General features: G+C 31.8%; 11 protein-coding genes, 1 other RNA gene, 3 pseudogenes and 1 CRISPR repeat array (1 of these 16 only partly in view). Of the genes and pseudogenes, 8 read left to right on the forward strand and 7 right to left on the reverse strand.

The window, feature by feature from the left end:
• Positions 1-1,936: a CRISPR direct-repeat array (repeat unit 36 nt; unit sequence GTTTTACTTCTTTCTAAATAATCATAGTTCTAAAAC); it begins 327 nt to the left of the window's first position.
• 119 nt (positions 1,937-2,055) lie between these two features.
• From C7J90_RS00640 to cas1, 3 genes are read right to left on the reverse strand one after another with little or no spacing between them, the layout of a single operon-like run.
• The gene (locus tag C7J90_RS00640; protein WP_106465070.1) at positions 2,056-2,904 is read right to left on the reverse strand and encodes a hypothetical protein; all 849 of its coding nucleotides are present in this window, start codon (positions 2,902-2,904) and stop codon (positions 2,056-2,058) included.
• On the reverse strand, positions 2,901-3,194 hold the full coding sequence (gene cas2, locus C7J90_RS00645) for a CRISPR-associated endonuclease Cas2 (protein ID WP_103210814.1): 294 nt from the start codon (positions 3,192-3,194) through the stop codon (positions 2,901-2,903). Before cas2 ends, C7J90_RS00640 begins: the two co-directional genes overlap by 4 nt.
• A 39-nt stretch (positions 3,195-3,233) precedes the next feature.
• The gene (gene cas1, locus C7J90_RS00650; RefSeq protein ID WP_106465071.1) at positions 3,234-3,653 is read right to left on the reverse strand and encodes a type II CRISPR-associated endonuclease Cas1; all 420 of its coding nucleotides are present in this window, start codon (positions 3,651-3,653) and stop codon (positions 3,234-3,236) included.
• Between the two features lie 68 nt (positions 3,654-3,721).
• Here cas1 and C7J90_RS00655 point away from each other — a divergent pair.
• A protein-coding gene (locus tag C7J90_RS00655) for an IS3 family transposase (protein ID WP_103209691.1) occupies positions 3,722-4,866 on the forward strand; the annotation gives its coding sequence in 2 pieces (ribosomal slippage) (positions 3,722-3,968 and positions 3,968-4,866; 1,146 coding nt in all).
• 98 nt (positions 4,867-4,964) lie between these two features.
• Here the strand turns inward: C7J90_RS00655 and C7J90_RS00665 are convergent.
• Entirely contained in the window at positions 4,965-5,360 is a 396-nt protein-coding gene (locus tag C7J90_RS00665; protein ID WP_103210571.1) for a VOC family protein, read from the reverse strand.
• An 890-nt stretch (positions 5,361-6,250) separates the two neighbouring features.
• Here C7J90_RS00665 and C7J90_RS00670 point away from each other — a divergent pair.
• From C7J90_RS00670 to C7J90_RS00700, 7 genes and pseudogenes are all read left to right on the forward strand, one after another.
• Positions 6,251-6,439, forward strand: coding sequence for a S8 family serine peptidase (locus tag C7J90_RS00670; protein ID WP_103207135.1), 189 nt, complete (start codon positions 6,251-6,253; stop codon positions 6,437-6,439).
• Positions 6,432-6,835 (forward strand): annotated as a pseudogene (locus C7J90_RS00675) (polymorphic toxin type 35 domain-containing protein); the annotation flags it as partial. The gene C7J90_RS00670 and the pseudogene C7J90_RS00675, both read left to right, overlap by 8 nt.
• Positions 6,822-7,247, forward strand: a complete 426-nt coding sequence (locus C7J90_RS00680; RefSeq protein ID WP_103207137.1) for a hypothetical protein — start codon at positions 6,822-6,824, stop codon at positions 7,245-7,247. The pseudogene C7J90_RS00675 and the gene C7J90_RS00680, both read left to right, overlap by 14 nt.
• A gap of 75 nt (positions 7,248-7,322) precedes the next feature.
• Positions 7,323-7,478 (forward strand): annotated as a pseudogene (locus tag C7J90_RS00685) (site-specific integrase); the annotation flags it as partial.
• 11 nt (positions 7,479-7,489) lie between these two features.
• Complete coding sequence (locus tag C7J90_RS12125; protein WP_232332004.1) at positions 7,490-7,840, forward strand: hypothetical protein; 351 nt, start codon at positions 7,490-7,492, stop codon at positions 7,838-7,840.
• Complete coding sequence (locus C7J90_RS00695; RefSeq protein WP_103207139.1) at positions 7,840-8,184, forward strand: DUF3969 family protein; 345 nt, start codon at positions 7,840-7,842, stop codon at positions 8,182-8,184. Before C7J90_RS12125 ends, C7J90_RS00695 begins: the two co-directional genes overlap by 1 nt.
• Before the next feature lie 273 nt (positions 8,185-8,457).
• Positions 8,458-9,499: pseudogene (locus tag C7J90_RS00700) on the forward strand (tyrosine-type recombinase/integrase).
• A 59-nt stretch (positions 9,500-9,558) separates the two neighbouring features.
• Here C7J90_RS00700 and ssrA read toward each other — a convergent pair.
• From ssrA to rnr, 3 genes are all read right to left on the reverse strand, one after another.
• Positions 9,559-9,919, reverse strand: a transfer-messenger RNA (tmRNA) gene (gene ssrA, locus C7J90_RS00705).
• Positions 9,920-9,994: 75 nt separating this feature from the next.
• Positions 9,995-10,462: an SsrA-binding protein SmpB gene (smpB, locus tag C7J90_RS00710; RefSeq protein ID WP_103207140.1), complete on the reverse strand. Its 468-nt coding sequence runs from the start codon at positions 10,460-10,462 to the stop codon at positions 9,995-9,997.
• A 16-nt stretch (positions 10,463-10,478) separates the two neighbouring features.
• Positions 10,479-12,833, reverse strand: a complete 2,355-nt coding sequence (rnr, locus tag C7J90_RS00715) for a ribonuclease R (protein WP_103207142.1) — start codon at positions 12,831-12,833, stop codon at positions 10,479-10,481.
• Positions 12,834-12,873 lie beyond the last annotated feature (40 nt).

Below are 12,873 nucleotides of genomic sequence, written 5' to 3' on the forward strand. Positions count from 1 at the left end.
GTTTTACTGCTTTCTAAATAATCATAGTTCTAAAACGGAAGACCAGTTGAGCAAGAAGTAGTTAAGTTTTACTTCTTTCTAAATAATCATAGTTCTAAAACTTTTCGTCATAAGCTGTACGTGTAATATCGTTTTACTTCTTTCTAAATAATCGTAGTTCTAAAACAAACGTTCTAAAATGAATCGACACGTACTGTTTTACTTCTTTCTAAATAATCGTAGTTCTAAAACTAAGTGGCGCATCAAACAAAACTGGCTCATGTTTTACTTCCTTCTAAATAATCATAGCTCTAAAACGTAATTCGAGAATAAGTATCGAATAAAAATGTTTTACTTCTTTCTAAATAATCGTGGTTCTAAAACACGATCTAACTCTTTTAATTCGTAAGGTAGTTTTACTTCTTTCTAAATAATCGTAGTTCTAAAACGCGCCCATTTTAAGATGCAATTTGCATATGTTTTACTTCCTTCTAAATAACCATAGTTCTAAAACAAGGCGGTGCATTAGAAGGAAAAACAAAAAGTTTTACTTCTTTCTAAATAATCATAGTTCTAAAACTTGTCATAAGTTGACCTAACCAAAAATCAGTTTTACTTCTTTCTAAATAATCATAGTTCTAAAACCGTACCCTTTTTTTGTGTTACATGTTTATGTTTTACTTCTTTCTAAATAATCATAGTTCTAAAACATGTACTCACCAGGTTTTTCAAATTCAACGGTTTTACTTCTTTCTAAATAATCATAGTTCTAAAACTCACCTAATTTCTTTTTGTAATCTTCAATGTTTTACTTCTTTCTAAATAATCATAGCTCTAAAACTTAACTAACGTGATACATGTTTCTTCTAAGTTTTACTTCTTTCTAAATAATCATAGTTCTAAAATTATTCCTCTTTTCTTAGTCACATACTTATGTTTTACTTCTTTCTATATAATCACAGTTCTAGAACAAAGTTTCAGATTTATCTTTTATGAAACGTGTTTTACTTCCTTCTAAATAATCATAGTTCTAAAACTTAAACTTCTAGTTTGTTTAACTTCGACACGTTTTACTTCCTTCTAAATAATCATAGTTCTAAAACTTTATAATACAGCGGTTGCATTAGCACCTGTGTTTTACTTCCTTCTAAATAATCATAGTTCTAAAACTTTACACACCTCACTTATTAAAAAACAACGGTTTTACTTCCTTCTAAATAATCATAGTTCTAAAACATGTTCCGGGTGGTCTGGGTTGGTATCAACGTTTTACTTCCTTCTAAATAATCATAGTTCTAAAACACAACAGTAGTAAAGAATTAATACAAAATAGTTTTACTTCCTTCTAAATAATCATAGTTCTAAAACCTCAATCAACTCTGGTAACGTCATTTCTTGTTTTACTTCTTTCTAAATAATCATAGTTCTAAAACATCATATCAGTTATAACAGCTTTTAGCGAAGTTTTACTTCTTTCTAAATAATCATAGTTCTAAAACCTGTGACGACCATTTAAACAAGGGCATAAGTTTTACTTCTTTCTAAATAATCATAGTTCTAAAACTCAACTTCTGCAGGCATAAATTCAGCTGTAGTTTTACTTCTTTCTAAATAATCATAGTTCTAAAACGACGTAGCCGTTGTATTCGAACGTACAAATGTTTTACTTCCTTCTAAATAATCATAGCTCTAAAACAATAACCCTATACTTTTAATAAGCGCGTATGTTTTACTTCCTTCTAAATAATCATAGTTCTAAAACATTCAACATCTTCAGCAATTAGTCCGGCATGTTTTACTTCTTTTTAAATAATCATAGCTCTAAAACCCGCTAATGTTGTAGTGCATTCCACATTGTTTTACTTCCTTCTAAATAATCATAGTTCTAAAATTATTCCTCTTTTCTTAGTCACATGCTTATGTTTTACTTCTTTCTATATAATCGCGGTTCTAAAACAATTCAAAAATACACACTATAGTTTTTACCATTTTTGAGGTTTTAGCTTTTTAGTTAAGAAGTTAAACATTGAATAAAGCTTGTTGTTTTTAATTTATCATAGTAAATTCAATTATATCTTAATTGTAATCATTAATAAACTCAAAGTATCGTGCTAGTTCTTTTAAATCTGTACCTATGAATTCATGATAAGCAATCATTCTAACCGTTTTGTCATTAATTGTTTCTTGTGGCATAAGAATTTCTAGATCTTCCCTTATATCTTTGATTGAGTGACACTCTTTATTGCTTTTGCATAAATAAACATTTTCTTCCTCAATGATAATAGATGGATGATTTGTAATTATAATGGTTGTGAGTTGATAACTTTTAATCAATTGTAGAAATCTTTGAATATCTTTGAGCCCCAAAAATGCTTCTGGGTACAATATAAGTAATACATTTTCTTTATCATCGTCTTTAAGTAAATCGATAAATAATTTCCTTTTGTTAATTTCACTTAAACTTTCTAAATTATGATGAAATTCAAGACCAAAAACCTTTAGCAATCTTTTTAACTTAAATGATGTGTCTTGTATTTCAATCTGATAAAACGGATCTTTTATTTCTAAAGCATACTTAAATGTATTTAGACTTTGTTCAAACTTTTGAAAAACCATATGCGTATGTTCATCATACATTATTTGATCTTCAAACCTTTTGAAAACTTGGTCCTCAATTACTTTTTCGCTTAAAATATTGAGGATCCCACAATTCAAGATAATAGGTTTGAAATTTTTCGCATTAATCGTATCGTAATGATCTGTGATAAAATGTGCAAAATGATGATCCACTAATGGTTTACGGTTAAGATAATTTAAAAAGCTTTCAATAAATGTTTCACAAAGTGACGTATTAGAAAAACTGATTACATGTGTTTGACCTTCATAAATCTCTAAAACTTCTGTGACATCACTAGCTATTTTCATAGTTCAATCATTCTTTCTGAACTTAATCCTACACGTCCTTTAGGTTGTTCTCCTACTAAATAGTTCATATTTGAGAATTGGTTTTCTGTAACTACGAGCGTTTGCACCATACCACTTGATGGGACATGCGCTTTAAGCTTTTCAATTTGATATTTTAAAGTGTTACTATTGAAGATTAATTTACTATAAATTGAGTATTGCATTCTGACGTAACCTTCATGCGTTAAAAATTTAACAAACTGTCGATAGGCGCGTTTCTCAAGTGACGTTTCTACAGGTAAATCGAACATAATGATTAGCCTCAAAAATCTCACCTCATCACACTTCCTTTAATAGGTCCAAGTTGGAATTCGAATCACTTCAATATCTCCACTTGATAAATATTTGAATAAACTGTCTAGATAAATTTCGATAGCATTTACTAAATAGTATTGTTTAGGTCCTATTTTTAATTTTTTATTTAATATATTAAGTATGGCTCTTTTTTCTTTGGTTTCAAACTTTTCTTTAATATTTTTTAAAACATAATAATCAACAAGTGGTCTAAAAATCTCCATAAAGTCGGATGCTAAGTTATACATGTTAAATTCATTTTTATGCTTTATTCCTAATTCAGTTAAGTAGCCTTTGCTCACTATTGTCCTAGCAAGAATTGCTAATAAGACTTGATATCCATAGTCTAGTGCTGCATTTTGTGCATTATCATATCCTCTATGAAAACCTTCTTCTAATATTTTATTAAAGTGAATCGTCTACACTTAGTTGGACAAATTCTATGAGAATAGATATTGTTAAATTAAGAAAGTAGGCGATTTTTATGACAAGAGAAAGAAGAACTTTTAGTCCTGAATTTAAATTACAAATGGTAAAGCTTTATGAAAATGGTAAGCCTAGAAATGAAATTGCTCGTGAATATGATTTAACACCTTCGGCGTTAGGGAAATGGATTAAGCAACATCAAAATACTGGTTCATTTAACCATCAAGATAACTTAACTAATGAAGAAAAAGAACTAAGAAAATTACGTAAAGAAAATCAACAATTGAAAATGGAAAATGATATTTTAAAGCAAGCAGCGCTGATCATGGGACGAAAATAGATGTCATTCGAAAGAATGCCAATAAATATTCAGTATCAGCAATGTGCAAAGTCCTGCAAATCTCTAGAAGTAGTTACTATTACGAAATTAACAAATCACCCAACGTTGAAAAAGATGATCGAGATAAGGAAATTAGCGATAAAATTATCGAGATTTTCAATTCTAATCGCAAATGTTTTGGAACAAGAAGGATTAAAAATGAACTTATCAAAAATGGTTTAAATGTCTCAAGACGACGTATAGGACGCATTATGAAAGCAAATAAATTAGTATCTTCTTATACGACATCGAAGTATAAATCATTTCCTTCTCGCTCAAGTGAACGCGAAATCAATAATGAATTAAATCAAAGTTTCAATAGAAAAGAACCATTGGAAGTTCTTGTCAGTGATTTGACATATGTAAAAGTGGCTGGAAAATGGCATTACATATGTTTATTTATTGATCTTTTTAACCGTGAGATTGTTGGGCATAGCGCAGGCTCAAAGAAAGATAGCACGCTTGTATCCAAGGCACTTAGTAGCATTAGACACGATTTAAGAGACGTACAAATGTTTCACACTGACAGAGGAAAAGAGTTTGATAATCACATGATTGATGATGTACTAGATACCTTTGGTATCAAAAGATCTTTAAGCATGAAAGGATGTCCATATGACAACGCAGTAGCTGAAAGTACATTTAAAGCGTTAAAAACTGAATTCATTAAACAGTATGATTTTAAATCTATTAATCACTTAAAACTCGAATTGTTTGATTATGTTAATTGGTATAACAACATTCGACCTCATAGTGCATTAAATTATCTGACGCCGAAAGCGTACAAAGATAGTTTCTATAAAAACTGTCTAGAAATCTGTTGACATACCATGCCTTTAAAATGTCTTTATAGAAAGTTATGGAGTGTTTAGTATTTGATACTGAATAAGTAACATGATTTATAGATTGAATCATGAGATAGTCACTCCTTGCTTACAATTTCTAATTTTATCCTATTTGGATCTTCAAAGTAAACAGCATAATGATTCTCACCACCAGCATATGGGTGTTTATCTTCGTACAAAATATTTATGCCGTTATCTAATAAAATATTACTTATGTAATCTACTTTATTTCTATCAGAAACACTGAAAGCTATGTGATTTAATCCAATTCTTTTCCTATGATATCCATACTTTTTATACTCCTCTTCGACTTCTACAAAAACAATATAAGTTTTATCTAATTTGAAACTAAAACCATTTTTCCAATCTTGGTAAAGCATATAACCTAGCTTAGGTAATAACCATTCATAAAAATTTCTAGTTTTATTTATATCTTCTACATATATTTCTAAATGATGTATAGCCCCATTCATTACAATCCCTCACTATTTTTATTAAATTTATCAATTTATAATTCACAGAATATTCTAACATAAATGCGCATAAAAATAACCACCCCGAAGAGTGGCTAAAATAATAAATATTTATTCGTGTTCACTAAAATTAAAAAAGGCTTTAGATATTTTATCAGGTTCTTTGTCAACGTCGCTTGGTAAGACGATAACGCATTAAGCAACGCTATTTTGTTGTTTAATGCTTTTTTATATTCACTTACAAATATCTTAGAAATCGGTAAGAAAATACAATATGGTATTTAATCCATCCATTTTATATGTGCTAAACTCTTGGCTTTATTAACCATAAGAAACCTCTGCTTTCGTTATTAATTTGGCTTGAACACCTTAATTATAACGGTAAACAGGGATTTGTTTAGTATACTTTTATTGCCACTCGCATAGCAGGTGGTTTATTGTTTTGCACGTTTTACGTGCTCAACTGAGTGAAGACATTTATAAAAAGCCCATAATCACGTGGATTATAGGTTCTGTAGTTGTAAATGTAATAATTTGGTATATTTTACTATATAAAGGAGTTAAGAACTTGAAGAAATGGATTTTCACATTTATTTAATAACCTTCATCTCTTTGTATTTTATAATTGTCCAAAATGATTAAGAGATTAATGTTGCAATTCTAGATAGTGGTATAAGTTCCGAGTATATAAAACAGAATATAACCATAATAAACTTTTCTACTGAGAAGCATTCAAAAGATAACCATAATCATGGAACTGCAATCAGTAATTTAGTAACCCAGAACAGAACTAAAGCTAATTACTATCATTTAAAAGTATTGAATACTAATGGTGAAACTACAAAAAGGCTATTGATTGGTGCATCGAGAACAACGTAGACATCGTAAATATGAGCTTTGGTTTTACAAATTATGACCATACACTTTCTAAGAAATTAGACGAATTAGTTAAATCAGGAACTATTGTTATAGCATCTTCAGGAAACAATTTAGGTGGTAAAAGTGATTTCCCAGCAACAAAATCAAACATTGTATCTGTCGGCGGCTTAGATAAAGATTTAAAAATATCAAAGCATTGAAGCTAAATCATCTGCATGCCCATTAATAATATTAGCAGCTGTAGCTAGATATGGTGTGAAATACGCTGTAAAAAATATGGAAAGAAAGCAACTCAAAACGCTATTAAAACTAAAAGCTTTGGTAAAGTTTTACCTTCAATAGCCAATTTAGGAGCTAATAAAAGAAAACACATTCTTACTAGTAAACATAATTGGAGCAAAGTAACTAAAAACAATTGGAGTGACGTTTCTAAAGTAATGTCACATGTTATGAGACATGGAAAGCAAAGCAGATATAAGAAAACTGCATATCAAAAAACACTTACCATGAGTGGTAGAACTGTAGTCGTAACCTATACACGAAAAAACGGTAAAATATATATCGAATGGGTGAGTCAAATAAATGAAGAGTACTAACATTATATTAAATTTATTACCAACTGAATTGCAAAGAATGTTAGAAAACAAAGACTTGGATAATGTTTTAACATACTTTATGTCAAACGACATTTCAGACGAAAAATTAGCATATTATTTATCAAATCTTGCTAATCAAATTAACACGATTGAATATCATGAAATGGTCGCAAACATCTATCATTTTCATTTTAATTATGTGGATAGTGCTTATAATTTAGCTTATTATCATTATTGGCAATCGCTAGAGATTTCACAATTTAAAGATCAAAGTTTGTTGAATGAATTTTTAGAGATTCTGGATGAACCAGGTTTTGATATGATCAGTAAAGAGAATATTGAAATGGTTGCAAATAAAATACTTGAAAAAGACCCTAAAAATGATACAGCAATTAAATATGCTAAATCATAATCAAAACCACCCGTGTGAATGAAGTACACCCCTAAAGTTGAACCTTAAAAACTCAACTTTAGGGGTGCCACTTCAGAATGGCGAGACTCTCACGCTTCATTACTTGTGAATGCTGGGGATAGTGTAATGATTATAGTCCAAAGATTAGGGCATAGCGATACAACAGAAGTGTATAGCCGATACGGTCACTTATATCCTAGTACGCAAAAAGAAGTAGTAAAATATTTGTAAGGAGTAGATATATGATTATTAACGATTGGAAACTTTATCATAATTCGAATCTAAACTTAATTTTTATAAATACTAAAAATAGTATCCTAGCTACTAGTGAAATGACACCAGCTTTTTGGGTTTACTTTGAATATGATTTACAAAAAGAAGAAATAATAGAAATTAATCCAGAGTTATACGCAGAAATAAATAAAGATAATAAAACCTTACTAGCCAAACTTAGAAAGGTAGAAAAAGGGCCATGGAAAAAAGTATATAAAGATGGATACATTGGAAAGAAAAAAGTTTCAGTTCATTATTTCCAAAGTAAATCAGGTTTAGTGTACGATGTAAAAACTAAGTCAGGATGGAGTAATAAATAATGCTAATATTTGAAAACAAAGAACAACTTGAAAAATTCACTTTAATAACTATTCATGGTTTATTTTATCAACTTAAGCACAATCTTATTTCAATAGAAAATGCAGAACATATAATTTTCACCCCCTATATGATGGAGGAACTTTCTTCTTTAAACGTAAATTCAGAAATAATCGATTTAATTCATAAAGGTACAGAACTGGAAGATTTAGAAGCATTTGATTTATCTGTTCAAGAAACTGTTTCTGAATTTATGAAAAAAACAGAAAAGCTATTAAAAAACTATCAGCATGTAGATTTTAATGAAAAGATACTGAAAGATTGGAATATAGAAAGAAATATTTAAGATGCTATACTAACATTTTAAATACAGGTAGCACATCTACCCTTTAATAACAACATATTGCAGATTCCTGATATAAGATGATATAATATAAATATATTAAAGGGTTACCCTTTAAAACACGTATATATTTGTTACCTTTTCGGTAATTAACCATGTAATCTTATAATTATAAGTGGCGTCTGTAGTTTATACAGGCGTCTTTTTTTTATGCAGTTTCATGGGTACTCCTGTACCCTTATTATTTTTTATCTTTTTTGAGGAGGAATGAATAAAATGGCATCATTTACAGTAACAAAACGTAAAAAGAAAGCTTCAACTTCATGGCAATATGACGTTAAACACCCCTCTTTTAAATAAGGCAAGAAACGTAAGTCAGGCTTTAAAACGAAAGCGGAAGCAACTAACGCAGCGCAGCAACTCATACGTGATTTAGAAGATGGTAATGCAATTGACGATAAGACATTTAAAGAATATTATAATGACTGGCTTGTAATAAAAAGAAAGTCGCTAAAAGTCATTTTTACTGGTATAAGCGATCGTTAAACTTATTTTGTGAATATTTTTGGGAAGGTATACTTATTAAAAATATTACACGTTCTGAATATCAAAAATTTTTAAATAATTTTGGAGAAGGCAGAGCAGATGAAACTGTACGTAAAGTGAATGGCTGTTTATCTCAATGTTTTAGAGATGCTGTATATGACGATTATTTAAAGAAAGACCCTTCTTACAATGTGTGGACATTAAAGGTACTAATAAAGCTAAAAATGAGTCTACTAAATTCATGACAATTAAACAATATATAGATATGATTGAATACTTTAAATCACGTAATGAAATGAGTTATATATTTTTGTATATACTAGCAATTACAGGTGCTAGATATAGCGATGTCATTAATATGATTGAATTAGATTTAAATGAAAAAGATGGATTGATTCACCTTAGAGGAACTAATACAGCTAATGCTGACAGATTTGTAGAAGTGACACAAAAAGACGTACAGCTCATTAAATACAAAATATCAAAATTACCTAAACGCCTTGATGGCAAAATTTTTTCTTTAAGTCATAACGCGGTTAAGAAATCTTTTAATCACACTAAAAAACAAATAGGTTTAAAAGATGATGGTATAACACCTTACGCATTACGACACACGCACACATCTTACTTGCTTTCAAAGGGAATACCTATTGAGTATATTAGCAAAAGGTTAGGTTACTACAATGTATCTATCACACTTGATGTTTATTCGCATTTATTAGACGAACATAAAAAAGAGCAAGGTCAACGTGTCAGAGAATTATTTTCTTGACACATATTTGACACTCACTCCTTAAAAACGCTGTCATATCAACGTTTTCCAACTATAAAATATGGAGACGGCGGGATTTGAACCCGCGTCCAGAGGTCCTGATACAAATGTTTCTACGTGCGTAGTCTATCTATTCATTTCACGTCATGCAAGGTGATAGACAACCAACATGACGCTAGTTTGGTTTATCTCTTCTCGTCAGACTTCAAACGGCAGTGACGAGCGTATCCTACTATAGGTTGAATCACGTTAACAGCACATAGGCGATGCTGTTAGGTGATGCAGAGCGCGATTAGGCAGCTACTGCTAAATTATTGTTTGTTTTGCCAGTTATTATAAACTGTGTGTGTTGATACGGAGACAACCCTCCGACACGCTTCATGAGCTCGGGGGACCCCTGTCGAATCCATAAACGCCCCCTTAATTCTAATGTGCCTTCTCTTCAAAGTGAAAGCACATTTAATAATATCAAAACTTTACATTTTTAGCAATGCGTTAATACTTTTGTTTCATCGCACGATCCATATCTCGCTTCACTGCTTTTTCTTTTAATGCTTGACGTTTATCATATTTTTTCTTACCACGTGCTACACCTAATAGAACTTTACAATTACCATGTTTAAGATATAACTTTAATGGAATAATTGAATAGCCTACTTCACGTGTTTGATCGCCTAGCTTTAAAATTTCACGTTTATGCAATAATAATTTTCGCACTCGTCTAGGGTCGTGATTAAAACGATTCCCTTCTTCATAAGGTGCAATATGCATATTGTGAAGAAAGATTTCGCCACGTTTAACTTGTGCGTAACTATCTTTTAAGTTCGCACTTCCACGACGTATCGACTTGATTTCGGTACCTTGTAACGCAATGCCCGCTTCAATCGTATCTTCAATGTTATAATCATGGCTTGCCTTACGATTGACTGCTAAGGTGCCTTTTCCTGTTTTGGGTTTTGGCATTGTGTTTCACCTCGATTTATTTTTTCTTTTTACGTGCTTTATTTTTAACTTTTTTACTTTTATAAAAAGGCTTGTAATCTGTGTTGCCTGATTTTTCACGTTTTCTTGCATTTTTGCCTTTACGCTGCTTACGCTTCTTTTTATCCTTTTTCTTGTTGTCAAACTGTTTGCCTTTTGTTTTCGCTTGAATGGTTGTACCTCTCGCTTTGCGATCACGATGACCACCTAAATCAATTGGCATACCTACAATTTGAAAATCAATTTGTCTCTCATCTATATCAACATGGATGACCTTCACTTTGACTGTATCACCAATGCGATAAACTTGAGCTTTTCGTTCCCCGATTAATGCCATTTGACGCTCATCAAAACGATAATAATCATCTGTCATATTTTGCATATTAACAAGGCCTTCTATAGTGTTTGGCAATTCCACAAACATGCCAAAATTCGCAACAGAGCTAATGATACCTTCAAACTCATCACCAATATGTTGAATCATATATTCAGCCTTTTTAAGATCATCTGTATCTCGTTCAGCATCAATTGCGCGACGTTCTCGGTTTGACGTGTGTTCAGCCATTTCAGGCAATCGATCTTCCCACTGTTGACGTGCCTTACTATCCATCGACTGTTCAATAAGATACTTCCGAATTAATCGATGTACAATCAAATCTGGATAACGACGTATCGGTGATGTGAAATGCGTATAATAGTCAGCAGCTAAGCCAAAATGTCCTAAATTATCGGCATCGTAGTGCGCTTGTTGCATTGATCTCAACATCATTGTCGAAATGACCATATCTTCAGGACGTCCTGCTATTTCTTCACTGATGTTTTGTAAAGTACGCGGATGAATATCTTCACCCGTACCTTTGACCATAATGCCAAAATTAGTAATAAAATCAAAGAACTGCGCCAAACGGTCTGACTTAGGTTGCTCATGTACACGATAAATAAATGGGACTTCCTTTTTATAAAAATGCTCTGCCACTGTTTCGTTCGCTGCTAACATAAAGGATTCAATTAATCGTTCCCCTTCACCACGTTCACGTGTTAACACATCTTGAGGAATGCCTTCATCATTGACAACAACTTTAGCTTCCTTAATATCAAAATCAATTTCACCACGTTGTTTACGCATATCAATCAAACGTTGTGATAAGTCTTTGGCTAAATCCAACATAGGAACGATCTCTTGATATTGTTTACGAACGTTTGGATCTTGATCCGTAATTATTTGATTCACTGCTCGATACGTCATACGTGTGTTAGAATGAATCACGCTATCGAAAATCTCATAATCCACGACTTTAGCTTGCGCATCAAACTCCATACGACAACTTAAAGTCAGTCGATCAACATTTGGATTTAATGAGCAAATACCGTTACTTAAACGATGCGGTATCATTGGAATAACACGATCTACTAAATATACACTTGTAGCTCGATTATACGCTTCTTGGTCTAATGCTGAGCCTTCTTTGACATAGTAACTTACATCGGCAATGCTAACTGTTAGTTCTGTATTCCCATTAGGTAACTTTTTTAGAGCAATCGCATCATCTAAATCTTTAGCATCCGCACCATCGATAGTGATTGTTAAGTCATTACGTAAGTCGCGTCGGCCTTCAATTTCCTCAGGTGCTATTGTTTCTGGAACTGCTTCAGCTTCTTTCATAACAGCTTCAGGAAATTCTATCTCAATACCGTGCTGATAAATAATCGATAAAATATCGACACCCGGATCATTTTTATGTCCTAAAATGGCCGATATGTGACCTTCTGGGTTATTTGTCCCATCTGAATATTTGGATATTTGAACTAGCACTTTATGACCTTCAACAGCACCTAAATCTTGTCCTTTTGGAATAAAAATATCCTGCATAATACGCTTATCATCAGGAATGACAAATCCGAAGTGACGCGCTTCAGAAAACGTTCCTACTACTTGTTTGACAGAGTGGTTTTCAATTGATTTAACTTCGCCTTCCACTTTGCCACTGCGAAAATCACCGCGAGACTTCTTCACTTCTACAATGACCGTATCCCCGTCCATAGCACGGTTAATTTTTGTTGGGGGGATAAATATGTCTTCCATCTCTTTATCGTCAGGTCTCAAAAATGCAAAACCTTTTTTATTTTGGCTGAGCGTTCCTCTGATTAATCCTTTTTTCGACGTTTTCTTTTGATAACGGTCTTGTTTCGTTCTTGTTAATATTCCTGCCTGTTCTAATTCGACGAGCACTTTGATTAAATCACGAAATGAATCAGCACTACTCAGTCCGAGTTCATCTTGAAAGTCTGATACAGACAGTGGCTCATAATCTGAACGTTGGATAATGGCTTTGACATCTTCTTTTAAATTCATTATGCTCCTCCTTTCTATCTATTCTTTCGATTTGTATATC

This window comes from Staphylococcus felis (assembly GCF_003012915.1).
GTDB lineage: Bacteria > Bacillota > Bacilli > Staphylococcales > Staphylococcaceae > Staphylococcus > Staphylococcus felis.

Excerpts from the sequence above, each read along its gene's own strand:
- smpB (WP_103207140.1), bottom strand. The coding sequence starts at position 10,462 with ATGCCAAAACCCAAAACAGGAAAAGGCACCTTAGCAGTCAATCGTAAG.
- C7J90_RS00665 (WP_103210571.1), bottom strand. The coding sequence starts at position 5,360 with ATGAATGGGGCTATACATCATTTAGAAATATATGTAGAAGATATAAAT.
- C7J90_RS00640 (WP_106465070.1), bottom strand. The coding sequence starts at position 2,904 with ATGAAAATAGCTAGTGATGTCACAGAAGTTTTAGAGATTTATGAAGGT.
- C7J90_RS00680 (WP_103207137.1), top strand. The coding sequence starts at position 6,822 with ATGAAGAGTACTAACATTATATTAAATTTATTACCAACTGAATTGCAA.
- rnr (WP_103207142.1), bottom strand. The coding sequence starts at position 12,833 with ATGAATTTAAAAGAAGATGTCAAAGCCATTATCCAACGTTCAGATTAT.
- cas2 (WP_103210814.1), bottom strand. The coding sequence starts at position 3,194 with ATGTTCGATTTACCTGTAGAAACGTCACTTGAGAAACGCGCCTATCGA.
- C7J90_RS00670 (WP_103207135.1), top strand. The coding sequence starts at position 6,251 with ATGAGCTTTGGTTTTACAAATTATGACCATACACTTTCTAAGAAATTA.
- C7J90_RS00695 (WP_103207139.1), top strand. The coding sequence starts at position 7,840 with ATGCTAATATTTGAAAACAAAGAACAACTTGAAAAATTCACTTTAATA.
- C7J90_RS12125 (WP_232332004.1), top strand. The coding sequence starts at position 7,490 with ATGATTATTAACGATTGGAAACTTTATCATAATTCGAATCTAAACTTA.